This window comes from Saccharopolyspora tripterygii (genome assembly GCF_054778355.1).
In genome coordinates, this window is the sequence record NZ_BAAGZP010000045.1 from 17,281 (window position 1) to 43,391 (window position 26,111).

General features: G+C 70.6%; 24 protein-coding genes. 8 read left to right on the top strand and 16 right to left on the bottom strand.

Annotated features, from left to right (window positions below):
- Positions 1-5: 5 nt before the first annotated feature.
- Genes ACYVF3_RS30505 through ACYVF3_RS30530 form a run of 6 tightly spaced genes read right to left on the bottom strand, consistent with a single transcriptional unit; the run spans position 6 to position 6,141 of the window.
- Entirely contained in the window at positions 6-794 is a 789-nt protein-coding gene (locus ACYVF3_RS30505) for a class I SAM-dependent methyltransferase (RefSeq protein ID WP_461157741.1), read from the bottom strand.
- A complete protein-coding gene (locus tag ACYVF3_RS30510) occupies positions 779-2,044 on the bottom strand; it encodes an MFS transporter (protein ID WP_461157742.1) in 1,266 nt (421 codons plus the stop codon). Before ACYVF3_RS30510 ends, ACYVF3_RS30505 begins: the two co-directional genes overlap by 16 nt.
- Positions 2,041-3,048 (bottom strand): dipeptide epimerase, encoded by a 1,008-nt coding sequence (locus tag ACYVF3_RS30515; protein ID WP_461157743.1) that lies wholly within the window; start codon positions 3,046-3,048, stop codon positions 2,041-2,043. Before ACYVF3_RS30515 ends, ACYVF3_RS30510 begins: the two co-directional genes overlap by 4 nt.
- Positions 3,045-4,106, bottom strand: a complete 1,062-nt coding sequence (locus ACYVF3_RS30520; protein ID WP_461157744.1) for a PLP-dependent cysteine synthase family protein — start codon at positions 4,104-4,106, stop codon at positions 3,045-3,047. The genes ACYVF3_RS30515 and ACYVF3_RS30520 overlap by 4 nt, the downstream gene beginning before the upstream one ends.
- On the bottom strand, positions 4,103-4,885 hold the full coding sequence (locus ACYVF3_RS30525; protein ID WP_461157745.1) for a Rossmann-like domain-containing protein: 783 nt from the start codon (positions 4,883-4,885) through the stop codon (positions 4,103-4,105). Before ACYVF3_RS30525 ends, ACYVF3_RS30520 begins: the two co-directional genes overlap by 4 nt.
- Positions 4,882-6,141, bottom strand: coding sequence for an ATP-grasp domain-containing protein (locus ACYVF3_RS30530; RefSeq protein ID WP_461157746.1), 1,260 nt, complete (start codon positions 6,139-6,141; stop codon positions 4,882-4,884). Before ACYVF3_RS30530 ends, ACYVF3_RS30525 begins: the two co-directional genes overlap by 4 nt.
- A 94-nt stretch (positions 6,142-6,235) precedes the next feature.
- On the opposite strand from ACYVF3_RS30530, the gene ACYVF3_RS30535 reads away from it, so the two are divergent.
- Positions 6,236-7,633, top strand: a complete 1,398-nt coding sequence (locus ACYVF3_RS30535) for an alpha/beta hydrolase (protein ID WP_461157747.1) — start codon at positions 6,236-6,238, stop codon at positions 7,631-7,633.
- Positions 7,634-7,716: 83 nt separating this feature from the next.
- Complete coding sequence (locus tag ACYVF3_RS30540; protein ID WP_461157748.1) at positions 7,717-8,343, top strand: maleylpyruvate isomerase family mycothiol-dependent enzyme; 627 nt, start codon at positions 7,717-7,719, stop codon at positions 8,341-8,343.
- On the opposite strand, the gene ACYVF3_RS30545 is transcribed toward ACYVF3_RS30540, so the two are convergent.
- The 3 genes from ACYVF3_RS30545 to ACYVF3_RS30555 are packed head-to-tail and all read right to left on the bottom strand — an operon-like array spanning position 8,340 to position 10,623.
- The gene (locus ACYVF3_RS30545) at positions 8,340-8,570 is read right to left on the bottom strand and encodes a non-oxidative hydroxyarylic acid decarboxylases subunit D (RefSeq protein ID WP_461157749.1); all 231 of its coding nucleotides are present in this window, start codon (positions 8,568-8,570) and stop codon (positions 8,340-8,342) included. The two genes, ACYVF3_RS30540 and ACYVF3_RS30545, sit on opposite strands and share 4 nt — an antisense overlap.
- A gap of 26 nt (positions 8,571-8,596) precedes the next feature.
- Positions 8,597-10,018: a non-oxidative hydroxyarylic acid decarboxylases subunit C gene (locus ACYVF3_RS30550; RefSeq protein WP_461157750.1), complete on the bottom strand. Its 1,422-nt coding sequence runs from the start codon at positions 10,016-10,018 to the stop codon at positions 8,597-8,599.
- A 20-nt stretch (positions 10,019-10,038) separates the two neighbouring features.
- Complete coding sequence (locus ACYVF3_RS30555) at positions 10,039-10,623, bottom strand: non-oxidative hydroxyarylic acid decarboxylases subunit B (RefSeq protein ID WP_461157751.1); 585 nt, start codon at positions 10,621-10,623, stop codon at positions 10,039-10,041.
- Positions 10,624-10,732: 109 nt separating this feature from the next.
- On the opposite strand from ACYVF3_RS30555, the gene ACYVF3_RS30560 reads away from it, so the two are divergent.
- Positions 10,733-11,584 (top strand): helix-turn-helix domain-containing protein, encoded by an 852-nt coding sequence (locus ACYVF3_RS30560; RefSeq protein ID WP_461157752.1) that lies wholly within the window; start codon positions 10,733-10,735, stop codon positions 11,582-11,584.
- Between the two features lie 9 nt (positions 11,585-11,593).
- Here ACYVF3_RS30560 and ACYVF3_RS30565 read toward each other — a convergent pair whose 3' ends face one another.
- Together ACYVF3_RS30565 and ACYVF3_RS30570 are read right to left on the bottom strand one after the other, a co-directional pair.
- A complete protein-coding gene (locus ACYVF3_RS30565; RefSeq protein WP_461157753.1) occupies positions 11,594-12,181 on the bottom strand; it encodes a DsbA family oxidoreductase in 588 nt (195 codons plus the stop codon).
- The gene (locus ACYVF3_RS30570) at positions 12,178-12,870 is read right to left on the bottom strand and encodes an SDR family NAD(P)-dependent oxidoreductase (protein ID WP_461157754.1); all 693 of its coding nucleotides are present in this window, start codon (positions 12,868-12,870) and stop codon (positions 12,178-12,180) included. The genes ACYVF3_RS30565 and ACYVF3_RS30570 overlap by 4 nt, the downstream gene beginning before the upstream one ends.
- A 102-nt stretch (positions 12,871-12,972) precedes the next feature.
- Between ACYVF3_RS30570 and ACYVF3_RS30575 the strand changes: the two genes are divergently transcribed.
- Entirely contained in the window at positions 12,973-13,806 is an 834-nt protein-coding gene (locus ACYVF3_RS30575; protein WP_461157755.1) for a helix-turn-helix domain-containing protein, read from the top strand.
- Here the strand turns inward: ACYVF3_RS30575 and ACYVF3_RS30580 are convergent.
- On the bottom strand, positions 13,799-15,115 hold the full coding sequence (locus tag ACYVF3_RS30580) for an FAD-binding protein (RefSeq protein WP_461157756.1): 1,317 nt from the start codon (positions 15,113-15,115) through the stop codon (positions 13,799-13,801). The two genes, ACYVF3_RS30575 and ACYVF3_RS30580, sit on opposite strands and share 8 nt — an antisense overlap.
- 269 nt (positions 15,116-15,384) lie before the next feature.
- Here ACYVF3_RS30580 and ACYVF3_RS30585 point away from each other — a divergent pair, with 269 nt between their 5' ends.
- Positions 15,385-17,076, top strand: a complete 1,692-nt coding sequence (locus ACYVF3_RS30585) for a bifunctional metallophosphatase/5'-nucleotidase (protein ID WP_461157757.1) — start codon at positions 15,385-15,387, stop codon at positions 17,074-17,076.
- 68 nt (positions 17,077-17,144) lie between these two features.
- Here the strand turns inward: ACYVF3_RS30585 and ACYVF3_RS30590 are convergent, their stop codons facing one another.
- A complete protein-coding gene (locus ACYVF3_RS30590) occupies positions 17,145-18,074 on the bottom strand; it encodes a proline dehydrogenase family protein (protein WP_461157758.1) in 930 nt (309 codons plus the stop codon).
- A 68-nt stretch (positions 18,075-18,142) separates the two neighbouring features.
- Positions 18,143-19,771 (bottom strand): L-glutamate gamma-semialdehyde dehydrogenase, encoded by a 1,629-nt coding sequence (pruA, locus tag ACYVF3_RS30595; RefSeq protein WP_461157759.1) that lies wholly within the window; start codon positions 19,769-19,771, stop codon positions 18,143-18,145.
- A gap of 148 nt (positions 19,772-19,919) precedes the next feature.
- Between pruA and ACYVF3_RS30600 the strand changes: the two genes are divergently transcribed.
- Positions 19,920-21,542, top strand: coding sequence for a PucR family transcriptional regulator (locus ACYVF3_RS30600; RefSeq protein WP_461157819.1), 1,623 nt, complete (start codon positions 19,920-19,922; stop codon positions 21,540-21,542).
- A gap of 99 nt (positions 21,543-21,641) precedes the next feature.
- On the opposite strand, the gene coaA is transcribed toward ACYVF3_RS30600, so the two are convergent.
- Positions 21,642-22,574 carry a type I pantothenate kinase gene (gene coaA / locus ACYVF3_RS30605; RefSeq protein WP_461157760.1) on the bottom strand — a complete coding sequence of 311 codons (933 nt, stop codon included), beginning with the start codon at positions 22,572-22,574 and terminating at the stop codon, positions 21,642-21,644.
- A gap of 190 nt (positions 22,575-22,764) precedes the next feature.
- A complete protein-coding gene (locus tag ACYVF3_RS30610) occupies positions 22,765-24,192 on the bottom strand; it encodes an amino acid permease (RefSeq protein ID WP_461157761.1) in 1,428 nt (475 codons plus the stop codon).
- A gap of 246 nt (positions 24,193-24,438) precedes the next feature.
- On the opposite strand from ACYVF3_RS30610, the gene ACYVF3_RS30615 reads away from it, so the two are divergent.
- The gene (locus ACYVF3_RS30615; protein ID WP_461157762.1) at positions 24,439-24,891 is read left to right on the top strand and encodes a universal stress protein; all 453 of its coding nucleotides are present in this window, start codon (positions 24,439-24,441) and stop codon (positions 24,889-24,891) included.
- Positions 24,872-25,837 carry an adenylate/guanylate cyclase domain-containing protein gene (locus tag ACYVF3_RS30620; protein ID WP_461157763.1) on the top strand — a complete coding sequence of 322 codons (966 nt, stop codon included), beginning with the start codon at positions 24,872-24,874 and terminating at the stop codon, positions 25,835-25,837. Before ACYVF3_RS30615 ends, ACYVF3_RS30620 begins: the two co-directional genes overlap by 20 nt.
- Positions 25,838-26,111: the final 274 nt, after the last annotated feature.

Genomic DNA, 26,111 nt, shown 5'->3' on the forward strand with positions numbered 1-26,111 from the left:
CGACTTCATTGGCGTCGGCGGGCTACCAGGTGGAGGCGGTCTCCGGACATCCGCTCGGAGAGGTCCGCGTCGGCCTGCCAGGGGGCGTCGGTGCGGGGTCCGGGTTCGTCGAACAGGGCCAGGACCTCGAAGCCGCAGGTCGTGGCGAAGTGGCGGAGTTCCTGGGGGAACAGCAGCCGCCAGGCGGAGCGCTGGACGAGCTCGTCGCCGTCGTGGATCCAGGTGCGCTCGCGCCGGAGCAGCTGGTCGGCGTGGTCGATCCACAACTGCGTGCGGGACCGGTAGGTCGTCCCGTCGTAGCTGAGCTCCCGCTCGGTGATCCCGTCGAGGAGTTCGGTGTTGCCGAGGAAGAACGCGCCGTTGCGGGCTTCGGCGACCAGGAGCCCGCCGGGGCGGAGGTGGTCGTGGCACCGCGCGAGGAACGAGATCAGCTCCTCGTTGCGGTGGCAGTACAGCAGCGCGCTGTCCAGGCAGGTGACCACGTCGAACTCGCGGCCCAGCGAGAACTCGCGCATGTCGGCGACGACGAACTCCGCCTCCGGGCAGTGCCGCTGCGCGTGGGCGACCATCTCGGCGGAGCTGTCGATCCCGGTCACCCGGTATCCCCGGGGCGCCCAGCAGCGCGCGTCCCGCCCGGTCCCGGACCCCACGTCGAGCAGGTCCCGTCCCACGCTCTCGGATGGTGGAGAGGAGAACCTGGTGACGACGTCGTGGACGAAGGTGGCTGCGGCGTGGTGCGGGTCGGGGAACCACGCCTCGTAGATCGCGGGGTTGTCGGTCAGGAAGTTGCGCATGCGGATTCCTCCGGTCGGGGGCCGATTCCGGTGCGGCGGTGGACGACGAGGACGGCCAGGGTCGAGGTGAGTCCGATGAGGACGCACAGGGCGGACGGGAGCCAGGGCAGGCCCGGGGCCGCGAGATCGCTCGCCCACCCGATGAGGGCGTTGCCGGCCGCGGCGGTGAGTCCGGACGCCAGGTAGAACACGCCGAAGTAGGTCCCCGACAGGGCGGTTCCGCCGAAGGCCGGGATGAGCTCGTAGACGAACGGCTGCGCCAGCATCACGCCGACCGACAGGCCGAACGCCGTGACCAGGACCGGGAGCAGCCGCAGCAGCGCCTCTCCGGCGGAGGCGGGGGCGGCGCCGGGCACCACGCTCGCGGCGACGGCGGTGACGGCGAACGAGCCGCCCATCAGCGCCAGGCCGGTCGCGATCGAACGGCCCCGGCTCCAGCGCTCGGCGAACCGGGCGGTGATGCGCACCTGCAGCAGCAGGCTCGCCGCCGTCGACACCAGGAAGATCGCCGACACCGCCGCGGGCGATCCGGTGAACCGCTCGGCGTGCACGGGAAGCACCAGGTACAGCTGGTTCTGCAGGGCGAACATGCCGGTCAGCGCCGCGGTGAAGGCGAGGAACCGGCGATCGCCGAGCACTCCGCGCCAGTCGGTGAGCACCGAGTTCTCGGAGCGCTCCACCCGGTGCGGGGGCAGCACGAGCACCTGCGCGACCGTCAGCAGCGCGAAGATGACCGCGGCGACCACGGCCGAGAGCCGGAAGTTCACCAGCAGCAGGGCGCTGCCCACCAGCGGGCCCAGCAGCATGCCGGTGTTGGCGAACACGTTGAACAGCGAGAACGCTTCCGCGCGCCTGTCGCCGGCCTCCTGCGCGAGGTAGGCGCGCACCGCCGGGTTGAACAGCGCGCCGGCCAGTCCGCTGAGCACCGAGGCGCCCAGCAGCACCGGGACCGAGGAGCCGAACGCGAAGAGGCCGAAACCCACTGCGCGCAGGGCGCATCCGGCGATGATCACGTGGCGGGCGCCGAGCCGGTCCGCGGCAGTGCCGCCGACGAGGAACAGTCCCTGCTGACTCAGGTTGCGCACCCCGAGGATCACCCCGACCACCGCCGCCGACAGTCCCAGGTCGTGCCCGAGGTACCCGGCGATGTAGGGGATGAGCAGGTAGAAACCGGTGTTCACGCCGAGCTGGTTGACCAGCAGCACCTGCACGGCCAGGGGATAGCTGCGGATGAGGCGTAACGTGCTCACGCCAGTCGAACCCCCAGCCCGGTGGCGCCCTCGACCCGCAGCGTCCCGTCCTCGCCGCCGATGCCCGTCCACGGATCGCGGGCGAGCAGCAGGTGGCCGTCGAGGTCGACCCAGCGGGCCAGTCCCGTCAGATGCACGGCCGGGGCGATGCCCAGCGAACTGGCGACCTGGCAGCCGAGCATCACCTCGACGCCGGAACCGCGTGCCACGTCGATGATCTCCCGCGCAGCGCGGATCCCGCCGCACTCCGGGAGCTTGACGTTGATGCCGTGCACCCGCGATCCCAGCGCGCGCACGTCGGAGACGGTCCGGGCGTCCTCGTCGGCGATCACCGGGACCGGCGAGTCGGCCGCCACCTGCGCCAGAACGTCGGGAGTCCCCGGGGCGATCGGCTGTTCCACCGCATCGATGCCGAGATCGGCTGCGGTGCGCAGCATCTCGACGGCCTGCTCGGAGTGCCAGGCGCCGTTGGGGTCCAGCAGCAGCCGGACGCCCGGGACCGCGTCGCGGATGACCTCGACCCGCTCCAGCTCCTCGGGACCGGCGCCGATCTTCACCTTGAGCAGCCGGAACCCCTGCGAGGCCAGGTCGCAGGCGGCCGCGACCGAGCGGTGCGCCGGAGCGATCCCGATGGTCCTCGCGGTGGGAACCGGCCAGCGAGGCGCCGCACCGACGAGGTCGTACACGGCGACGCCGCGCGACCGGGCCACCAGGTCGTGCAACGCGGCGTCCACCGCTGAGCGCACCCCTGGCGCCCCCGAGACGCCGGAGACCAGTGCCGCCGTGGGATCGGAGTCGGCCAGCTCCGCTCGCACGACCGCCAGCTCCCGCTCGATCCGCGCCACGTCGAGCTCGTAGTAGACGCTGGTCACGGCTTCCCCGTGGCCGGTGACGCCGTCATGCTCCGCGGTGACGGTGACCGCGCCCCGCTCGGCCATCACCGAACGGGAGATCCGCAGCGGTTCGCGCAGCGCGAGACCGCCCACCTGCCAGCTCAGCTTCACGCGGGCACCCCCTGCTTCAGCAGCGGGTCGCTGACCACGCGGCACCGGGTCCACCCGGTGGCCTCGACCTCCGGGTCGGCGACCTCCACCGGGCGGGTGGCGGTGTCGGCGTCGAGAAGCCCACGAGCGCGGCAGAAGTCGTCGTCGAAGACGGTGCCCAGGTAGCGCTGCGGGCCGTCGGGGAACACCGTCACCACGTTCGCGCCGGGTTCCACCCGGGACGCCCACGCCGCGACCAGCGACACCGCGCCGGTGCTCCAGCCGCCGGTGACGAAGGAGTCGCGGGCCAGCGCGCGGCAGGCGGCCACCGCTTCGGCCGGGCCGATCCAGTGCACCTCGTCGAAGTCCTCGTAGGAGACGTTGCGCGGGTGGATGCTGCTGCCGAGGCCGCGCATCACGCGCGGGCGCGCCGGCTGGCCGAAGATCGTCGAACCGACGGTGTCCACGCCGATCAGCCGTGCGCGCGGCCACCTCTTGCGCACCGCGCGAATCGCGCCGGAGCTGTGGCCGCCGGAGCCGACGCTGCACACGAGCACGTCGACCCGGTCCAGCCGATGCGCGATCTCAGCGCCCATCTCGTCGTAGCCCGCCGGGTTGTCGGGGTTGTTGTACTGGTCCGGCCAGTAGGCACCGGGCAGATCGCGGCAGATCCGCTGCACCTGCTCCAGCCGCGCCTGCTGCCACCCGCCCACCGGATGCGGCCGGTCGACGACCTCGAGCCGCGCTCCGTGGGCGCGCAGCAGCGCGCGCATGCCAGGTTCGAGCTCGCTGTCGACGACCAGCACGATCGGATGTCCCAGCGCGTTGCCGGCGAAGGCCAGTCCCACGCCGAGGGTTCCGCTGGTGGACTCCACGACTGGCGCTCCCGGCAGCAGTTCGCCGCGACATCGGGCTCCGCGCAGCATCGACAGCGCCGCGCGGGCCTTCATCCCGCCCGCGCTCAGGCATTCCAGCTTGGCCCAGAAACCGGGATGCGGTCGGGGCAGCGGTGCCGAGACGCGGGCGAGGGGCGTTTCGCGCACCAGGTCCAGGAGCTGCGGGTTCGGTACCACGTTCACGGTGCCGCCACCTCCGAGTAGCGGTAGAGCACGCCCGGGCCGCCGTCGAGCCAGAAGAACGGGTAGGGCTCGGCGGACACCGCGGTGACGCCGTCGCCGAGGAACCGCGGCAGGATGCCGCTCCCGGTCTGGGCGAAGAACACCAGCGGTGTCGCGGTCGTGCGCGCGTGGTCGAGCAGGGTCTGGAAAGTTCCGCTGCCGAGCACCATCCCGGAGGACAGCACCGCGTCGCAGCCCTCCAGCGCGGGCTCGGCCTCGGTGATCACCTGCTCGTCCCACTCGGTGCTGCCGCCCTTGCGGTCGCAGGCCACGTAGTCGATCCCGCGTTCGCGCAGGCGCTGCAGCAGCGAGTTCACGACGCCGATCACCAGCACCCTGCGCACCCCGGGTGGCAGCAGGTCGACGACGTGCTGCGAGCGGTGCAGGGACTTGCGCAGCGAGTCACCCCGTCGCAGGTGCACGGTCTCGGCGTTCTCGTGGTGCGGCCGGAGTTCCTGCAGGTGCGCGTCGAGCGCGGCGATCCGGACCGCGGGCAGCGGGTGCCGCAGGAGCTTCCGGACGGGTTCGCCGACGCAGTCGAGCACGACGTCCTCGCCGACCTCGCCGGGTTCCACCGCGCAGGACCCGACCGAGGCGCCGACCCGCAGGCTGAGCACGTGGTTGCGGTAGGAGCGCTGCCGGGAGGCGTGCTGAACTCCTTGCTGGGTCAGGAATCCCACGCTGACCTCGGAATCCGCCTCCGGCAGAGCCGATTCGATCATCTCGTCGAGCGCGGTCACGCGGCGTCCTCCGCGTAGTGCACGTCCAGGCCGGAGATCAGCAGCTCGGCGTGCGGGCGCGCCGATCCTGCCCGGTCGCTGGTCACCATCACGTGGCCCAGGTAGTTGTTGTTGCTGGTAGCGGCCCCTGCGCGGTGCCCGGAAGGCTTGAGCTGCCACTCGGCCACCGTCGGGTCGCGCAGCGCATCGGTCCCCCGGATCTCGGCGATCGACCCGGTGCGCGGGGGCAGCAGGAACGAGATCGCGGCGCTGGCCGCGCCGGTGTCGACCGGGGTCAGGTCCGGCTCCTCCCCGAGGGCGAGCTGCGCGCACACCCCGGCGAGGTCGATACCCGTGACGCGGCGGATCAGCTCGGTGATCCGGTTGCCCGCCGGGCGCGGGTTGACCTCGACGATCCGCGGACCGTCGGCGGTCAGCTTGATCTCGGTGTGGCAGACGGTCTGGTCCAGGCCCAGGGCGTCGATCGCGGCCACGGCCGTCGCGGCGACGCGGTCGCGGGTGTCGTCATCGAGCGCGGCCGGGAACATGTGGCCGGTTTCGACGAACCACGGTGCGCCGGCGACGCTCTTGTCGGTCACGCCGACGACCGTGGTCCGCCCGCCGGAGGTGACGGTCTCCACGCTCACCTCGGCTCCGGTCAGCAACTCCTCCAGCAACACCACGGGACTGCGCTGCTGGCCACGAGCGTTGACCGGAAATCCTTGCAGCTCGGCGAAAGCCGCGCGCAGCTGCTCGACGTCGTCGACCCGGCGCACGAACATCCCCGCGCACAGGTCGACCGGCTTGAGCACCAGCGGGAAGCCCATCGCGACCGCGGCTTCCTCCAGGCCGCGCAGCGACTCGGACAGCGCGAACGCCGGGCCCGGAACCCCGGCTTCGCGCAGCGCGCGCCGGGTCTGGTCCTTGGCGCAGGCGCGCTCGACCGCCTCGGGTGCGGGGCCTGGGAGTCCCAGCCGCTGCGCGATCTTCGCGGCGGTGGGCAGGTAGTAGTCGCACGAGGTGGCCACGCCGTCGAAACCGAGACCGGGACGCAGCTCCTCCAGGTGCGGCAGCAGCACGGCCGGGTCGTTGGTCTCGCAGGTCAGCACGTTGTCCGCGCCCAGCAGCGGGTGCGGGCCGGGGCCCGGTGCCGAGCGCAGGTAGTGCTGCAGATCCCTGGTGACGAAGCTGAATCGGTGCCCCTCCTCGTGGATCGCTCTGGGCAGCAGCGTGCTCATCGCCCCGACCCAGCTCTCCACCAACAACAGGTGACTCACACCGACTCCTCACGAAGATTGCGCATGACGATCGGCGATGATAATCGTTTTCAACAAAGCTGACAACTCGCCCGAGGGATGTGAACCCGAAGTGATGAGAGCGCTTCGCCCAGTCGTCGCACTGGCGCTGCTCGCCCCCACGCTCACCGCCGCGCCCGCCGCGGCCGAACCGCTGGAGTTCGGACCCTGCCCCTTCGAAGGCGCCGAGTGCGCCGACCTGCCGGTGCCGCTCGGCGAGGGGGACCGGTCGATCTCGATCGCGCTCTCGCGCGTGCCCGCGACCGGAACACCCGGCGAATACCGGGGATCGCTGCTGGTGAACCCCGGCGGCCCCGGTGGTTCGGGCCTGGAGTACGCGGTCACCAAGGGGGAGAAGCTGCCGGAGCAGGTGCGCCGGAGCTACGACATCATCGGCTTCGACCCACGGGGAGTGGGGCGGAGCGCGCCGCTGGACTGCGGTGAGCTGGGCGGGCTGTTCGAACACCCCGCGCCCGAACCGGTTCCCGTCGGTGAGCGGGCCGAAAGCCGGCACCTGCACCGATTACGCGCGATGGCCGACGACTGCCTGCGGAACAACCCCGACGCGGCGTGGATGAGCACCGCCAACACCGCCCGCGACGTGGACCGCATCCGGGCCGCGCTCGGTTCCGAGAAGCTGAACTTCCTCGGCGTCTCCTACGGCAGCTACCTCGGTGCCGCCTACGCCGCGCAGTTCCCCGACCGCGTCGGACGCATGGTCCTCGACAGCGTGGTGAGCCCGGACCGCTGGCAGGACTTCGACGTGCGGCAGGCCTTCGCGATGCTCGACCAGCGCGAGGTCTTCCTGGACTGGGTCGCCCACCACCCGGAATTCGGGCTGGGAGAGTCGAAGCACGAGGTGCGCGAGCGGTATTCGCAGGCTCGGGCGAACCTGACCGGGAGCTTCGGCCCGGCGGAGTTCGACAACCTGGTCTACAAGACCCTCTCCCGCACCGAACGATGGGAACCCTTCGCCCGCGACCTGGCCGCGCACCTGCACCAGGGAACACCGCTGAGCCCGGAACTGCCGGAAGCGGACCCGGAATCGCGCAACTACGAAGCCGCGCTGCGCACCGTCAAGTGCGCCGACAGCGAGCGTCCCACCAGGACCGAGGTCATCGGTTCGCTGCGGGCGTTGCGGGCCGCAGACCCCGAACCGATCCTGACCGGACTGGAGGCCACGACCTGCGCCTACTGGCCGGAACCCGTTGAGCCCGCCCGGTTCGGGCACCCGGCGATGCCACCGGTGCTGCTCACCCAGGCGGACCACGACCCGACCACTCCGCTCGACGGGGCCCGCCGGATGCAGGCCGTGCTGCCCGGCGCGCGGATGGCGCTGCTGCACGACTCGTACTCGCACGGCGTCTTCGCCAGCCAGCGCAACTCCTGCGTGGACGACACCGCCGCGCACTACCTGCTCACCGGAGAACTCCCGGCGAGCGATGTGGAGTGCCGGGGACCCGGTTTGCCGTGAATCCGGGTGAGAAGCGCCCCTGACGGCCTCCGGCTGTGACAGGCTCCCGGTGCGTGGGACGCCGGGAGCCTGGAGGTCAACCGATGAACCGAGCCGCCACGATGGAGATGGCCGTCGCCGAGCGCACCGACCTCGCCGAGTACCTCGCCACGCTCACCCCGCAGCAGTGGGAGGAGCCGAGCCTGTGCGCCGGGTGGCGGGTGCGGGACGTGGTGGCGCACGCGATCAGCTACGACGGCCTCACCTGGTTCGACGTGCTCAAGCGCGCCGCCCGCGCCGGTTTCAGGCCCGCCGCCATCAACGACCTGGGTGTCGCCGAGTCCCGGGCCCGCACCAACGGTGACCTGCTCGCCCGGCTCCGCGACAACCTGCGGCCCACCGGTCCGCTCACGGTCATGGGCGGCATGATCCCGCTCGTGGACGCCCTGATCCACCACCAGGACATCCGCCGTCCGCTCGGTCATCCCCGCGACATCCCGCCGGAACGCCTGCGCGCCGCGTTGCGGTTGTCGCTGCGCGCGCCACCGATCGGCGCGGGCACGCGCGCAGCGGGTCTGCGCGTGGTGGCCACCGATCTGGACTGGAGCCGCGGCGACGGACCTGTGGTCGAAGGGCCCGGCGAGGCGCTCCTGATGGCGCTCGCCGGCCGCCCGACGAGCGTCGCGGAACTCAGTGGCGACGGCGTGAAGACTCTCGTCGCCAGGCTCTAACCCCGCAGCGGCGGGATGGCCGGGACCTCGGAGGCGTCGGCGATGTCCTCCGGGGTGAGCCGGAACCGCTCGGGGTAGTGCTCGCGCGCGGTGCGGCGGAGTGGTTCGGTGGTGCGCCACATGTACAGGCAGCGCGGGCACTGCCGCACCTCCCAGACACCGGGCACCGGTGAGCTCGCCACGGTGCTGATCTCCGGATCGGCGCAGCGAGGGCAGATCGTCTGCATCGGGATTCCTTCCTGCGCTGGGTGTTTCAGCGGGCGAGCAGCGAACGCAGGCGGTCGGCCCACTCGGCGGTCTCGGGGAGGTCCTGGGTCGGCGTGCCGAAGTTGCCGCGCACGTCGGGCTTCACCGGGGTGGTCGCGTCGATGATCATCTTGCTGGTGATGCCGGCGGGCTGCGAGGCCGGAGCCAGTTCCACCACCGAGAGGTTCGGGATGACCACCACGTCCTCGGACGGGTTGACCTTCGCCGATTGCGCCCACATGACCTGCGGGAGGTCGAACGGGTCCACGTCTTCGTCGACCAGGATCACCTGGCTGACGTAGCCGAGACCGTGCGGGGTCGTCATCGCGCGCATGCCCACCGCCTTGGCGAAGCCGCCGTAGCGCTTCGCAGTCGAGATGATCACCAGCAGGCCGTGCGTGTACATCGCGTTGACCGCCTTGACCTCCGGGAACTCCGCGCGCAGCTGCTTGAGCAGGGGAACGCAGGTGTTCGGGCCGACCAGGTAGTCGCACTCGGTCCAGGGCATGCCCAGGTACAGCGACTCGAAGATGGGCTTGGTGCGGTAGGAGATCCGCTCGACGCGCACGACCGGCATCCGCCTGCCGCCCGAGTAGTGGCCGGTGAACTCGCCGAACGGGCCCTCGATCTGCCGCACCCGCGACTCGATGCGCCCCTCGATCACGACCTCCGAGCCCCACGGCACGTCGAATCCCGTCAGCGGCGCGGTTGCGATCGGCATCGGCTCGCCGCGCAGCGCCCCGGCCATCTCGTACTCGGACTGGTCGTAGGCCATCGGCATGCCCGCCACGATCGGCACCACCGGGTCGTTGCCGAGGGTGATCGCGACCGGCAGGTCCTCGCCGCGTTCCTCCGCCTTGCGCAGGTGCTGGGCGATGTCGTGCATCGGCACCGGTTGCAGCGCGAGTCGGTCGCCACCGATCACCTCGATCCGGTAGATCCCGAGGTTCTGCTTGTCGAAGTCCTCCGGAGCGTCCGGGTCGCGGGAGACCACCGCCGCCTTGTCCAGGTAGAAGCCGCCGTCACCGTCGTTGAGCCGGAACAGCGGGAGCACGTCGAAGAGGTTCAGCTCCTCGCCCGAGACGCAGTTCTCCCGCCACGGCGCGTCCTCCCGGCGCACCGGGCTGACCGGGAAGTCGTCCCAGCGGCGGGCGAACTCCTCGACCTGATGGCGGGTGGAGGTCTCCTTCGGCAGTCCCAGCGCCATCGCGTGGTTGCGCCAGGAACCGTGCACGTTCAGCGCGATCCGCGCATCGGTGAAACCCGAGACGTTGTCGAACCACAGCGCCGGGGCGCCCTCGCCGATGCGGCCGGCGGCGTTCGCGGCGGCGGCCAGATCCGGCTCGGGGGACACCTGTTCGCCGATCCGCAGCAGCTGCCCCTGCTCGTCGAGGGCGTCCAGGAACGACCGGAGGTCGTCGTAAGCCATCGTGTTCTCCTCGCTGTTGCTCAAGAGACCTGGAGCTTGGCCGCGCGCAGCCCTTCCCAGCGCCGCGCCGCCGGGGCGGGCAGGTCGAGCTGGTCGAGGACGCGGGCGGTGATGTGCTCGACGACGTCGTCGAGCGAGGCCGGGTTGTTGTAGAAGGCGGGCATCGGCGGCACGATCCGCGCACCCATCCGCGAGAGCGCGAGCATGTTCTCCAGGTGGATCTCGCTCAGCGGGGTCTCGCGCGGGACGATGACGAGGGGTCGGCGTTCCTTGATGGTCACGTCCGCCGCGCGCGCCACCAGGCCGTCCGCGTACCCGGAGCGGATGCCGGCGAGGGTCTTCATCGAGCACGGGACGATCACCATCCCGTGCGTGCGGTAGGAGCCCGACGAGATGCTCGCGCCCTGGTCGTCCGGGTTGTGGACGACGTCGGCGAGCTCGCCGATCTCCTTGACGCGCAGCCCGGTCTCCAGCTCCACCGTGGCCCGCGCCCAGCGGCTGAGCACCAGGTGGGTCTCCACCTCGGGCAGTTCGCGCAGCTGCTCCAGCAGCCGCACGCCGAGCGGCGCCCCGGTCGCTCCGGTCATCCCCACGACGAGTCGCACGCTTCTCCTTTTCGGTCACCCCGTGCTGATGTCTCCACGCTAAGTGCCGATCACGCAGGTGAGCAGGTAATCTCGCGACAGACGATGGGAAGAATCGGACAGGACGCGGATGGCTGAGATCACCGACGTCGGCTACCGGCCGGGGCTGAACGCGCCGATCGGCATGGACGTCCTCGACTTCACCGAGCTGCGCTCGCGCGCCGAGCGCCGCGGGATCGACCTCGCGGGTCCGCAGCGGCCGGACTTCCACCACCTGATCCACGTCGACCCCGACGCGGAGCCGCTGGCGCACACCGTCGACTTCACCGAGCACGTCGTCCCGCCCGGCGGCTGGCTGTGGGTGCGCCCCGGCCAGGTGCACCAGTACGGCGCGCTGACGCGCTCGCACGGCACGATCGTCATCTGGCGGCCCGGTTTCATCACCGTCGACCCACCGCCGCCGGAAATCCCTGTGCTGCCAGGAGGTTCGGCCCGCGACGCGATCGATCTCGCGCTGCGGCACCTGCTCGCCGACTACGCGGACCTCGGGTCGATGAGCCTGGAGGCGCACAACAGGTCGCTGCGGATGCTGCTGGCGGTGCTGCTCCTGCGATTGGCCCACGCGGGTGCGGCACCGCCGCCCTCCGGTCCGGCCGATAGCCCGTTCGAGCGGTTCCAGCACGCGGTGGAGCGCGACTTCACCCGCACCCACCGCGTCGCCGACTACGCCGCCGACCTCGGCTACAGCGCTCGAACCCTCACCCGCGCAACGCTGTCCGCGACGGGCCGCTCGGCGAAGTCCTACCTGGACGCCCGCATCGTCCTGGAGGCCAAGCGCCTGCTGGTCCACACCGACCGCGCGTCAGCGGACATCGCCCGTCACCTCGGCTTCACCACCCCAGGAGATTTCAGCAAGTTCTTCCGCAAGCACGACGGCCGAACTCCGCTGACCTTCCGCGCCGAAGCTCGCGGCGTGGTCTGACCTCGGCGGTCAGGTGGGCTCGCGCAACGCTCGGCGGAACCGCTCGAGGTCCCCGCTCCCGGTGATCGTGCCGTGCGGGAAGCGGAAGACCGGTGGCACGTCGATGCCGAGAACGCGGACGCGGTCGAGCTCGGCGCGCAGGGAATCCTCCCCGCCCACCGGCATGGCGACGCCGACTTCACCGGCCAGGGCGGTGAGGGTGACCGGATCGGCGATGTTGACGCCGTCGGTGAAGTAGGCGCGGAAGAGGCGCTCGGTCATGGCCTCACCGCGGTCCTGTTCGGTGGCCGAAGCCAGAAGGCGGTGAGCGTCGAAGGTGTTGGTGAACAGGGCGCGCCTGAAGTCCAACCGCAGGCCGTCCTGCTCACCGATCGACGACGTCGCGATCTCGCGGGCGACGGCTTCGCCCCGTTCCCGCGCGTGCACCTCGAACAGCGGCTCGCCTGCGGGAGAAGCGTCAGGACGCAGCTGGAACGGAGCGAACCGCACCTCCACCTCACCACCGGCTCGCCGGTGCGCCTGGACCGCCAGCCGGAAGCGCGTGAACCCCAGGTAGCAGTGCACGCACACGAAATCCAGCACGACCTCCACGCTCACCACGCCACCTCGCCGCGGTGGGAGAAGAAGCCGCCCGTCGGGCCGTCCGGCCCGACGGTGGCCATCCGGACGATGATCTCCGCGCCCTCGGCGACGGTCTGGACCCCTCGATGGCCGTTGAAATCGGTGGCGGTGAACCCGGGGCAGACCGCGTTGACGCGCATCGCCGGGAACGCTCGGGCGTACTGCGCGGTGAGCATGTTCAGCGCGGCCTTCGCCGAGGCGTAGGCCGGAACCGGGATCCAATGCGGATCGCGCGCGGTGGGATCCGGTTCCGCCGCCGCGGTGGTGGAACCGAGGCGACTGCTGACGTTGACCACGACCGGGTTCGAGCTCGATTTCAGCAGCGGAAGGAAAGCGTTGAGAACCCTGACCGGGCCGAAGAGGTTGGTCTCGCAGGCGGCGAGCAGATCGTCGGCGGAGGCTTCGCCGGGCGGCCTCGCTGAACCGGGAACCCCCGCGTTGTTGACCAGGACATCCAGTCCCGCCACGGCATCGGCTGCGGCGCGGACGGAATCCTCGCTGGTCACGTCGATGGTCAGCGGAACCGCTCCAATCTCGGCCGCCGCCTCCGCGCCACGTTGCGGGTCGCGTGCCCCGAGCAGCACGGTGTGCCCGAGTTCGATCAGCCGCCGGGCGGTCTCCAGGCCCAGGCCTCGGTTGGCGCCGGTGATGAGCGTGGTCGTCATGGCACCCAGTCTGCGACGCCGCGCGGCCGGGACCCGCTGCACCGCTCTTCCTGGGACTCGCGGTACCACCCGCGCGGGCGGGCATGGGGAGATACTGGACCGATGACTCGACGACTCGGGGAGCTCGGCACCGCGCTGCGCGAGTGGCGCGGTCGGCTGGCCCCGGGTGATGTGGGATTCCCGTCAGGTTCGCTGCGTCGCGCGAAAGGCCTGCGCAGGGAGGAACTCGCTCTGCTGGCGGGCATCTCGGTCGACTACGTCGTCCGCCTGGAGCAGGGGCGTGCCAACCCGTCTCAGCAGGTCGTCGGCGCACTGGCCGCGGCGTTGCGGCTGACCGGGTCCGAGCGCGACCACCTCTTCGCGCTCGCCGGACTCGGGCGTCCCACCAGCGGGCGCAGCACTCCCCAGCTGACGCCGAGCCTGCAGCGCCTGCTCGATCAGCTGCGCGGCATCCCGGTCGGCGTGTTCGACGCGGGGTGGACGCTCACCACCTGGAACCGGCTGTACGCAGCGCTGTTCGGCGACCCCGCCGCTCTCTCGGACCGGGAGCGCAATGTCGTGTGGGCGCACTACGCCGGTCTACCGACGCGGGTGCGGTCGGACCCCGCGCTGACCGCGATGTTCGAGGAGGTGACGGCTGCGGGCCTGCGTTCGGCCGCAGCCCGCTTCCCCGCCGACGTGCAGCTGCGGACGCTGCTCGACGAACTGCGCGGATTCCCGCGCTTCGCCGAGGTGTGGAACGCCCGGAGGGTCGGGGAGCACGTCGCGCACTCCAAGATCGTGGACCACCCCGAGATCGGGCCGGTCCAGGTGGACTGCGACGTCCTGGAGGTGCCCGCCAGCGACCTGCGCCTGGTCGCCTACACCACACCGGACGACGACGTCGCGGAACGGTTGCGGCTGCTGGAGGCGGTGGGCGCGGGAACGCTCAGCTGAGGAATCGGCCGCCCGGAGCGCTCACCATCTCCTCCGGATGGGAGAGCACGAGACCGTGGGAGCCCGGGTCGAGGTCCGTCCCGATCGGGTAGAGGGTGCCGCCGAGGGACTCCGCGCGCCGGTGCCAGCGCTGGTTGCGGCGGAGGCGGTCGGGCAGCCAGAACGGGTCGGTCTGGCCCGCCGCATCGGAGAGCACGTCGAACAGCCACACCAGTTCGCCGTCCGGGACCCGCAGGCCGGGGCGGGTGAACGACGAGCGGCGGTGCGGGAACAGCAGTCCGATGCTGGTCTCGCTGAGGTCGAGATCGGTGATCTCCGGCGTCGTGTCGGCCAGGAACGCGTCCAGAGCGGAGTCCGGCAGGAAGTAGTCGGCCCACACCTTGTGCACCCGGTCCCAACCGGCCGTCACCAACGGCTCGTACCGGTTGTCGGTGCTGGTCACGAACTCCCAGTAGGAGGTGTCCCAAACTTGCGGGAACAGCGTGAGACCGCGCATCAGGCGCGCGTCGTCCGGGCGCCGTTCCGGGTGGTGGTACTGGGTGAAGCGGAGCTGGTAGCGGTGCCGCTGCGGTGCGAACCAGCGGATCAGCACGTCGTCGACCTCGCCTCGCTCGACCAGCACCCGAGCTGCGCTCACGGCGTCCTGCAGCCGCGAGAAGCCCACGTCGTAGACCCTGGCCCGAGGTGGGACCGGCGTCAGCGCCAGCCGCGCGCGGGTGATGATCCCCGCCGAACCGAGCCCGCCGAGCACGGCGTCGAACAGCTCGCGGTGCTGGGACGCGGTGCACCACAGCACGGCACCGGTCGGCACGACCACCTCCACGGCCAGCACCCGGTCGATGATGGCGCCTTCGCGGTGCAGGCTGGAGATCCCGCCGACGCTGAGCACACCCCCCGTGCTCAGCTGCAGGTACCCGGTGGGGCCCGAGGTCAGCCGGCGTCCGCGCAGCGAGGCGTGCCACACCACGTCGCGCAGCAGGACGCCCGCTTCGACGTCGGCGTGCTCGTCGGTCACCGAGTGGATGAGGTCGAGGCTGCGCATGTCGATCTGCACCCCGCCGGTCGGGCACAGCGCCTGACCACCCGTGGTGTGCAGGGTGCCGTGGGCGCGCAGCGGGACGCCGTTGTCGCGGCACCAGGAGACCGCGACGGCGACGTCGGCGGTGGAGCGCGGGTGCAGGATCGCCGCGGGTCTGCGGTCGACGATGTTGCCGAGGTCCGAGGCGTGCAGGTCGTCCCCGTCGGTGACCAGGACTCCGCCACCGGGCAGAACGGGGAAGGTGGACAGATCCGCGGTGCCCGAGTGCATCCCGATCACTCCCCCAAGGTGAACGAAGCCCGCCGGTGGCCGGTCCAAATCGGAGTCCATCCTGAGGAATCGGTCTTTCCTCGTTCTTTCTCGCCTGGTCAGAGCCCCTCTCGTAGCGCCATGACCTGCTTCTGCGCCGCACGTGACTGCTTCCAGACATTCACCTGAAGGTGCTGGTCTTGGACATGTGGGCGGGGGAGTATTCGCCCTGGCGACCTTCCGGCGTCGGGGACGTGCGGCCGGAGGGCACTCAGCGGAAGGACATCGATGTGAAGACAGCTCGGTTCGGCCGTCTTGCGGCGTTGGGGACCGCCGTGCTGGCCGCGGCGGCGGTGACGGCCGTCCCGGCCTCCTCGGCCGCCCCGCACACCACGCAGGTCCGGTTGATCACGTTCAACGACCTGCACGGCAACCTCGAACCCCCGGCCGGATCCTCCGGCAGCGTCACCCTGCCCGACGGCGGCTCCGTCGAAGCGGGCGGCGCGCAGTACCTCGCGAGCCACGTGGAGCGGCTGCGCGGTGAGGTGCGCAACTCGCTCGTGCTCTCCGCGGGCGACAACGTCGGCGCATCGCCGGTCAACAGCGCCCTCTTCCACGACGAACCCACCGTCGAGTTCCTCAACCAGCTCGGCGTGTCCACATCGGTCGTCGGGAACCACGAGTTCGACGAGGGATTCGAGGAACTGCGGCGGATGTCCGACGGCGGCTGCCATCCCGTCGACGGCTGCCAGTTCCGGGATCCGTTCCCCGGCGCGGACTTCGAGCAGCTCGGCGCCAACGTCACGTTCACCGACGGGCGTCCGGCGCTCAAGCCCTTCGACGTCCAGAACGTCAACGGCACGCGCGTCGGCATCATCGGCGCGACGCTGGAAGGGCTCCCATCGGTGGTCGCGCCCGGCGCGATCGACGGCCTGGAGTTCGGCGACGAGGTCGAGGCCATCAACCGCACCTCGCAGGCGCTCGACGCCATGGGGGTCAAGGCGCAGGTCGTGCTGCTGCACCAGGGCGACAGCACCGAAGGCGGCGGGCCCGACGACTGCCGGCTGGCAGCCGGACCGGCGAGCGAGATCGCCGAGGCCGCGTCGCCGAACGTCGACCTGATCTTCACCGGTCACAGCCACGCGCAGTACAACTGCACGATCGCCGACCCAACAGGACAGCCGCGCCCAGTGCTGCAGGGTGCCTCCTACGGGCGGCTGCTGTCGGTCGCGGACCTGACGATCGACCGCGTCACGCAGGACGTCGTGCGATCGGAGACCAAGGCGCACAACGAGATCGTCACCCGGGACGTGCCCGCCGACCCGGCCGCCCAGGCGCTGATCGACGAAGCGGCGACCAAGGCTGCGCCGATCGCCAACCGGCCGGTCGGCAGCATCACCGGTGACCTGCCGCGCGCCGCCGCCCCGTCCGGGGAAGCCCCGCTGGGCGACGTCATCGCCGACGCGCAGTTCGAGGCCACCGCCGCCAACGCGCCGCAGATCGCCATCACCAACCCCGGCGGCATCCGCGCGGACCTCCTGTTCCCGGGCTCACCGGCCGGCGAGGGGGACGGCGTGGTCACCTACGGCGAGGCCTTCGCCGTGCAGCCGTTCGGCAACATCATGCAGACGATGACGCTCACGGGCGCCCAGCTCAAGGCCGTCCTGGAGCAGCAGTGGACGCCGGAGGAGACCAACGTCCTGCAGGTGTCGGCCGGTCTGCGCTACAGCTACTCGGCGAGCGCACCGATCGGTGCGAAGGTCACCGAGATCAGCATCAACGGTCAACCGGTCGACCCCGACAGCCCGTACCGGGTGTCGGTGAACAACTTCCTCGCCGGCGGCGGCGACGGGTTCACCGAGCTCACCAAGGGGACCGACGTCGTCGGAGGCCCGGTCGACCTCGACGCCTTCCTCGGGTACCTCAACGCGCACCCCGGCGTGGTCCCGCCCCCGGCGGAGCGCATCACGGCCCTGCCCTGACGCGCCACCCACCCACCCGAGGTCTCCGGCCGATCAGGGCGTGGAGTCACCTCGGGTGGGTGCCCGGGTCAGGCCTGGGTGGCCAGCGAGCGGAGGAAGAACGCGAGGTTGGCGGGACGTTCCGCCAAGCGGCGCATGAAGTAGCCGTACCACTCGTCGCCGTAAGCGGTGTAGACCCGCAACTTCCCGCCCTGGGCGGCGATGCGGCGCTGCTCGTCCGGACGGATGCCGTAGAGCATCTGGTACTCGAAGTCCGCGTTCGACCGGCCGCCCTGGGCCGCGAGCTCACCGGCGATGGCGACCATGCGGGGGTCGTGCGAGGCGACCATCGGGTAGCCCTCGCCGCGCATCAGGACCTTCAGGCACCGCACGTAGGACCTGTCCACTTCGGACTTCCCCTGGAAGGCCACAGATTCCGGCTCCGCGTAGGCGCCCTTGCACAGCCGGACCCGCGAGCCCGCCGTGGCCAGATCGCGGCAGTCCTGCTCGGTGCGGCGCAGGTAGGCCTGCAGCACCGCGCCCACCCACGGGAAGTCCACCCGCAGGTCGCGCAGGATCCCCAGGGTGGAGTCCGTCGTGGTGTGGTCCTCCATGTCCAGGGTGACCGTGGTCCCCGCGGCGGACGCTGCCTCGCAGATCAGCCGCGCGTTGTCCAGCGCGATCTTCTCGCCGTCGGACGGCAGGAACTGGCCCACCGCCGACAGCTTCACCGACACCTCGGCGCGATCGGCGAGCCCCTGGTCGGACAGGATCCCCAGCACCTGCCGGTAGTCCCGGACGGTGGTGCCGGCCTGGCTCGCGTCGAGGGTGTCCTCGCCGAGCCTGTCGAGCGTCACGAACAACCCGTTCGCGCTCAGCTCCCGGGTCGCCCGCACGGCGTCCTCCGGCGAGGCGCCGGGAACGAAGCGCCGCACCACGGGCCTGGTCAGCGGATTGGACTCGACGAGCCGCCGCACCGAATGCGATCGACCCGCGGTCAGCAGAGCACTGCGCAACACCGAAATCTCCCCACGCTCGTTCGAAGAAAACCGCCGGGCGCCCCGGATCGCCGAGGCGCCCGTCACGCTCATCCCATGTGGGGGTAGGTGTGACCGGTCGGTGCGTCCCAGGTCTCCTTGATGGCACGCGGGCTGGTCCACCGCTGGATGTTGAGCAGCGAACCGGCCTTGTCGTTGGTTCCGGATGCCCGGCTGCCGCCGAAGGGCTGGCGGGACACGATGGAGCCGGTCGGCTTGTCGTTGACGTAGAAGTTGCCCGCCGCACCGCGAAGCTTGCGGTGCGCTTCGTCGATCGCCGAGCGGTCGGTGGAGAACACCGCGCCGGTCAGGGCGTACGGGCTGGAGGCGTCCACGACGTCGAGGATCGAGGAGTACTGCGAGTCCTCGTAGACGTGCACGGCCAGGATCGGCCCGAAGTACTCGGTGGTGAACACCTCGTCGGACGGGTCGGTGCAGACCAGCACCGTGGGTTCGACGAAGTAGCCGACCGAGTCGTCGTAGCCGCCACCGGCCAGGACCTCGATGGTGTCGGTGGTCTTGGCGCGGTCCAGCGCCGCCTTGTGCTTGGCGAAGGCCCGCGCGTCGATGACGGCACCGCCGAAGTAGGAGAAGTCGGTGACGTCGCCGAAGCGGATGGTGCGCGCCAGGTCCGCGAGCTCCTCGCGCAGCCCGCCTTCCCAGATGGAGCGCGGGACGTAGGCGCGGGACGCGGCCGAGCACTTCTGGCCCTGGAACTCGAAGGCACCGCGGGCGAACGCGGTGGCCAGCGGAGCCGGGTCGGCCGAGGGGTGCACGACGATGAAGTCCTTGCCGCCGGTCTCGCCCACGATGCGCGGGTAGCTGCGGTAGGAGTCGAGGTTGTCGCCGATGGTCCGCCACAGCTTCTTGAACGTCGCGGTCGACCCGGTGAAGTGCAGGCCGGCGAAGCCCGGGTCGCTCAGCGCGACGTCGCTGACGGCCTGGCCGTCACCGGTGACCAGGTTGATCACGCCCGGCGGCATCCCGGCGGCCTCGAACAACCGCATCGTGAAGTGCGCGGCCAGCTGCTGCGACGGGGTCGGCTTCCAGACGACCGTGTTGCCCATCAGCGCGGGTGCGGTCGGCAGGTTGCCCGCGATGGCGGTGAAGTTGAACGGGGTGATCGCGGTGACGAACCCGTCCAGCGGCCGGTAGTCCATCCGGTTCCACTCGCCCGGGACCGAGCGGGGCTGCTCGGCGATGATCTGCCGCGCGTAGTGCACGTTGAACCGCAGGAAGTCGATGAACTCGCAGGCGGCGTCGATCTCGGCCTGCTGCACCGACTTCGACTGGCCGAGGATGGTGGCGCCGTTGATGGTGTCGCGCCACGGCCCGGCCAGCAGGTCGGCGGCGCGGAGGATGACCGCGGCCCGCTCGTCGAACGAGGTCGCGGCCCAGCCGGCGGCGGCGTCCTTGGCGGCGGCGACCGCGGCGGCGACGTCGTCACCGGTGGCCTGCGCGGCGGTGCCGAGCACGTGGGCGTGGTCGTGCGGCTGCACCACGTCGAAGCGGTCGCCGCCGGCCATGCGCTGCTTCCCGCCGATGGTCTGGGTGAGCTCGACGCGCTCGGACTCCAGCTCGGCGACGCGCTTCTGCAGCGACTCGCGTTCCGGCGATCCGGGCGCGTAGCCCTTGACCGGCTCGTTGTAGGGCACCGGCACCGAGGTGATCGCGTCCATGCCTGTTCTGCCTCCTCGAGACGCTGAGTGAGTGTGTTGATTGGAGGTTAGGGTCTGGCTCACGTCGGGAGATTGTTGAGTTGGCTACCGTTGAAGGTGTCGGTTTGTGGGATCGGACAACGTGGTGCGTGAGGTTGATTCGGTCGGGATGGCCGAGGTCGGAGTGCCCCTGCGGCAGTTGCTGACCGCGGTCGGCGACCCGCTGGTGGATGTGCTCGCCGCGCCGCGCGGCTTGGACGTCGAGGTGCGCGACGTGGTCATTGTCGACCCGGAGGAGGAGTCCGGCAGCACTCGCGACGGCGATTTCGTGCTGGTCATCGGCGCGCGAGGCCGCGCCGCGGCGCCGTTGGTGCGGGCGGCCGCACGCGCGGGAGCCCCGGCGGTGGCCGTCAAGGTCGGCTCCGAGCCGGAGGCGCGAGCGCTGCGGGACACCGCGATGGCGGGCGGCGTCGCGCTGCTGGGTGTGCGGCCGGAGGTCCGCTGGGAGCGGCTGGAGGCCTACGCGCACAACGCGATCGACAACGCCCGGCTGACCAGCGACGCCGACGTCGGCGAAGCGCTCGGCGACCTGTTCTCGCTGGCCCAGACCGTGGCGGCGATGACCGACGGCATCGTGAGCATCGAGGACACCGCGAGCCGCGTGCTCGCCTACTCGCGGTCCGACGACGAGGTCGACGAGCTGCGACGGCTGTCCATCCTGGGCAGGCAGGGCCCCGAGCAGTACCTGGCGATGCTGCGCGAGTGGGGCGTCTACCAGCGGCTTCGCGCGGGCGAGGACGTGGTGCGCATCGAGGACCGGCCGGATCTGGGGATCCGGCGGCGGATGGCGGTGGGCATCCACGCGGGCAGCCAGCCGCTCGGCTCGATCTGGGTTCAGGAGGGCCGCAGGCCGCTCTCGGAGCGGTCCGAGCGGGCCCTGCTCGGTGCCGCGAGGCTGGCGGCGTTGCAGCTGATCCGGCAGCGGTCGGAGGCCACCGCCGGGCCGCGGCTGCGGGAGAACCTGCTGGCCGGACTGCTGGAGGGCCGCGTCGACGGGCACTCGGTGGCCGACAACATCGGCGCGGACGCGGACCGCCCCGCCGTGGTCGCGGTGTTCACCCTGCGCCCGACCGGCGCCGTGGACCGGTCAGAGCTGGAGCTCCAGCGCGCGGAGATGACCGGGCTGATCTCGGTGCACGCCTCCGCCTACCGCCGCAGCGCCCTGGTCACCACGATCGGCTCGCGGGTGTACGTGCTGCTGCCGGAGTTGCCGGAACGCTCTGCCGCGCACTCAGCGCTGTCGCTGATGCGCGAGATCGTCGCCGCCGCCAAGCAGCACCTGACCTCGCGCGTGCAGGCGGGCGTCGGTTCGGCCGTGCCCACGCTGGACCAGGTCGCCGAGTCGCGGGCGGAGGCCGACCGGGTGCTCGACGCCCTGGTGCACGACATCGACGCCGAGGTCGCGACGATCTCCGACGTCCGCGCGCAGGTGGTGATCAGCGAGATCCTCACGGTCCTGCAGGGCAACGAGCGCTACCGCGACGCGCGGCTCACGGCGTTGCACGCCCACGACGCGGAGCACGCGACGGAGCTGGCGCGGAGCCTGCTGACCTACCTGGACCACTTCGGCGACGTGAAGGCCGCGAGCGGGGCCTTGCACGTCCACCCCAACACGCTGCGCTACCGCGTCCGCCGCGCCACGGACCTCACGGGCATCGACCTGACCGACCCGACGGAACGCCTCAACACCCACCTCCAACTCCTCCTAACCAAACGCACCCGCCACCGCTGACCAGGGGGGGACTCAATTTCTTAAGTATTTGCACGTCACCCGGGTGAGCCTCAAATACTTAAGAAATTGGGAACGATCTGCGCGGGGTGAGGGTCGGGGTCAGAGCTTGCGGAGGCGGACTCTGTTGATGGAGTGGTCGATGTCCTTGCGCAGGACGAGGGTCGCGCGGGGGCGGGTGGGCAGGATGTTGTCCACCAGGTTGGGCTCGTTGATGGTGCGCCAGAGGTGGTCGGCCTCGGCGCGGGCCTCCCCGTCGGTGAGCTCGGCGAAGTGGTGGAAGTGCGAGTCCGGGTTGGCGAACGCGGTTCCGCGCAGCGCCAGGAACCGGTCGGTGTACCAGCGGGCGATGTGCTCGGTGCGCGCGTCGACGTAGACGGAGAAGTCGAACAGGTCCGAGACGGTGAGGCTGGGGCCGGGCTGCAGGACGTTGAGGCCCTCGACGATGAGGATGTCGGGCTGGCGGACCACCTGCCGCTCGTCGGGCAGGATGTCGTAGGCGACGTGCGAGTACACCGGGGCGGAGACCTCGGGCGCCCCGGACTTGACCTCGGTGACGAAGCGCAGCAGCGCGCGCCGGTCGTAGCTCTCCGGGAATCCCTTGCGGTGCATCAGACCGCGCCGCATCAGCTCGGCCTTCGAGTGCAGGAACCCGTCGGTGGTCACCAGGTCCACGCGCGGGTGGTCGGGCCAGCGGGCCAGCAGGGTGCGCAGGATGCGGGCGGTGGTGGACTTGCCGACCGCGACGCTGCCCGCGAGGCCGATGACGAACGGCACCTTGGTGCCGTGAGCCTCTTCGCCGAGGAATGTCGTGGTGCTCTCGTGCAGCCGCTGGCGGGCTGCGACCTGGAGGCTGATCAGCCGCGACAGCGGCAGGTACACGTCGGCGACCTCGTCGAGGTCGACCGGTTCGCCGAGGCCGCGCAGGGCGACCAGTTCGTCTTCGCTCAGCGGGAGGGGGAGCGAATCGCGCAGCTCCCGCCATTGCGCGCGGTGCAGTTCCACGTACGGGCTCAGTTCGCGAACGCGCGTCACAAGCACCCCTCAGCATCGAGGCCCGGTCGTACTCCAGGCGGCACCGGAAAGCTCCGGTGGCGCCTCGGAAAACCCTAGGCATACGAGAGCCTGTAACGCTGTGATCCAGTGCACGCTGAGACGCAGCAGACACGTCCTCAACCGATCAACACCGGACCGGCGCAGCGGGGCGCCGGCCCGGTGCAGGCGGTCAGGAGTTCATCTTCGACTTCCGGTAGCCGTAGGCGAAGTAGATGATCAGGCCGATGAGGAACCAGATGCCGAACCGCGCCCAGGTCGTCGGCTCCAGGAAGGTGACCAGCCAGATCGAGAACGCGATGCCGATGATCGGCACGACCGGCATGCCCGGGGTCTTGAACTCGCGGGGCAGGTCGGGTCGCTTGTAGCGGAGCACGATCACCGCGGCGCACACGATCACGAACGCCAGCAGGATGCCGATGTTGGTCAGCTCAGCGGCCTCGCCGATGGGCAGGAGCCCGGCGAAGACGGCCGAGGCGATGCCGATCAGCCAGGTGAAGCGGGTGGGCACCTTGCGCACCGGGTGGGTCTTGCCGAACCACGCGGGCAGCAGGCCGTCGCGGCTCATCGAGTAGCCGACGCGCGTCACGCCGAGCATGAAGGTGAACATCACGGTGAGGATGCCCAGGATGGCGCCGACTCCGATGATCGCGCCGAGCATCGGCAGACCCACGTCGGTGAAGGCGGAGGCGAACGCGCTCTCGCCCTTGATCTGCTGGAACGGGATCATGCCGGTCAGCACCAGGCAGGCCAGCACGTAGAGCACCATCGAGATGCCCAGCGAGTACAGGATCGCCTTGGGCATGTGCTTCTGCGCTTCTTTGGACTCCTCGGCGGCCGTGCTCATGGCGTCGTAGCCGAACACCGCGAAGAACACCGTTGCGGCACCGGTGATCGCACCGCTGGCGCCGAAGGGGAAGAACGGCGTGTAGTTGCCGGTGTTGATGTAGAACGCGCCGACGCCGATGACCAGCAGGACCACGGCGACCTTCAGGTACACCAGGAAGCTCTCGAACCGGGCGGCGCTCTTCATGCCCAGGTTCAGCATGAAGGCGATGAACAGGCACAGCACCACGGCGAACAGGTTGACCTTGTAGCTGCCGGGCGCGACGCCCGCCTCCTCGGTGCCGGGTGCTCCGAGCATCCACACCGGCAGGTCGATCCCCAGGTAGCCGAGGACTTCGTTGAAGTACCCGGAGATGCTGATGGCCACCACCGCCACGATCGCGGTGTACTCCAGCAGCAGGTCCCAGCCGATCAGCCAGCCGACGATCTCGCCGAGCACGACGTAGCCGTAGGTGTAGGCCGAACCGGCCTTGGGGATCATGCCCGCGAACTCGGCGTAGGAGAACGCGGCGGCGGCGCTGGCGACGCCGGCGATCAGGAACGAGATCAGCACGGCGGGGCCTGCCTTCTCGTTGGCGACCGCGCCTGCCAGCGAGAAGATCCCTGCGCCGATGATGCCGCCGACACCGATGGCGGTGAGCTGCCACAGGCCGAGCGATTTGCTCAGTCCGGTGTCCTCGGAGTCCGAGGAGATCGCCTCGATGGGCTTGCGGCGAAATATTCCCCGCCCCGGTTGCAGGCTAGGTGCTGACACGTCGACTCCATTGTTCGAATCACAGGATGCGGCGAAAGCTACGCCCCGCGATGGAGGGTCGTGCTGTGCGGTTGGACGACAGTTCGCCGCGGCGGTTGTGGGATGGCACAACGGGGCTGGTCGAGCGCCGTGGCGTGGGGCACGCACCTGGGCGTCCGCGCACGGGCCGTGACTGCGAGCGCGTCCGATCGTTAGTGTTCTCACCCGGAGCGTCGAAATGTCGGCCCCAAAGGAAGTGGGAGAGCGATGTCCAGTTATCGCACCGTCGTTGTGGGAACGGACGGTTCCGCGCCTTCGCTGCGCGCGGTTGGCCGGGCCGCCGAGGTCGCAGGGGCCTCGTCGGCGCGGCTGGTGATCGTCTGCGCCTACTACCCGACCGACCCCAAGGAGCTGGAGCGCGCCGCCGATCAGCTCGGCGACGAGGCCTTCCAGGTCATGGGATCGGCTCCGGCGCAGGACACGGTGCAGTCCGCATCGGACACCGCCCGCGAGGCCGGTGCGACCGACCTGGAGACCGTCGTCTCGGTCGGCGAGCCCGTCTCGGTCCTGCTGGGATCGGCGGAGAAGCACGATGCCGACCTGCTGGTCGTGGGTAGCCGCGGGCTCAACACCCTCAAGGGGCGCATCCTCGGCTCGGTGCCTTCCGAAGTGTCCCGCCGAGCTGATTGCGACGTGCTCGTTGTCCGAACATCGCGATGACCGGATCCGGCGGGTCGAGGAGATCCTCCTCGGTTCGCCGCCCCGCTACACCAAAGGTGAGATCGCCGAAGCCGCAGGTGTGTCGCTCGAACGCGCGGAGCAGCTGTGGCAGGCGATGGGCTTCGCGCACGTCGAGTCGGACGAGGTGATCTTCACCGACGCCGATGTCGCCGCCGTGCGCGCGCTGGTGTCCCTGGTGTCGGCGGACGTCATCCCCGATGAGCTCGAATCCGCGGTGGCCCGTTCGCTGGCGCAGACCATGTCCAGGCTGGCGGAGTGGCAGACCGGGCTGTTCAAGTCGCTGCTGGGCAAGAGCTTCGCCACCGATGTGGAGACCACCGCGGAGGTCGCGGCCGCGATCGTGCCGGTCATGGAGAAGATGCAGGACTACGTGTGGCGGCGGCACCTGGCCGCCACCGTGTCCCGCGAGCTCGACGAGCGCGACCCGGGCATCGACGAGCGCGTGCAGGTGGTCGGGTTCGCCGACCTGGTCGGCTACACCCGGCTGATCCGCGATTTCACCGAGCTGGAGCTGACCCGGCTGATCGACGGTTTCGAGTCGCTGGCCGGCGGCGTGGTGGCGCAGAACCGCGGCCGGGTCATCAAGACCGTCGGCGACGAGGTGCTGTTCGTGGCCGACAGCCCGGAGGAGGGCGCGGAGATCGCGCTGACCCTCAACGAGGAGATCGCCAAGAACGACCTGCTGCCGCCGCTGCGGATCGGGCTGGCGCAGGGGCCGGTCCTGGCGCGGTTCGGTGACGTCTACGGCTCGACGGTGAACATCGCCAGCCGCTTGACGTCGGTGGCGCGGCCGGCCTCGGTGCTCATGGACCGGGAGCTGGCGGCCTCGCTGCGCGGTCACGAGAGCTACCGGCTCGTCTCGGTCGGGCCCACGAAGGTGCAGAGCTTCCGCGGCTTGCGGGCGTGGGCGCTGCAGCGGCGCTGACAATCCCCGAACCGGCTTCGGCGCGGTCCGGCGCCGCTGTTCTCACTACTCCGAACACAGCAAAATGTGACTGAAATATCGCTACATTTGCATGTATCACGCAAATGCTGGCAGAGACTGCCCGAAAGTGGTCTCCACCAGCGCTTTTGTGATCTTCGAAGATCGCGCGGCACCTCTCCGGCGTTGACTTTTGGGCTGTTCGTCGGCTTGCGGGAGCCCTCCGGGCGCTGGTTAAAGGGGGTGCTTGCGGCCGGATCCGGCATTACGGTCGAGG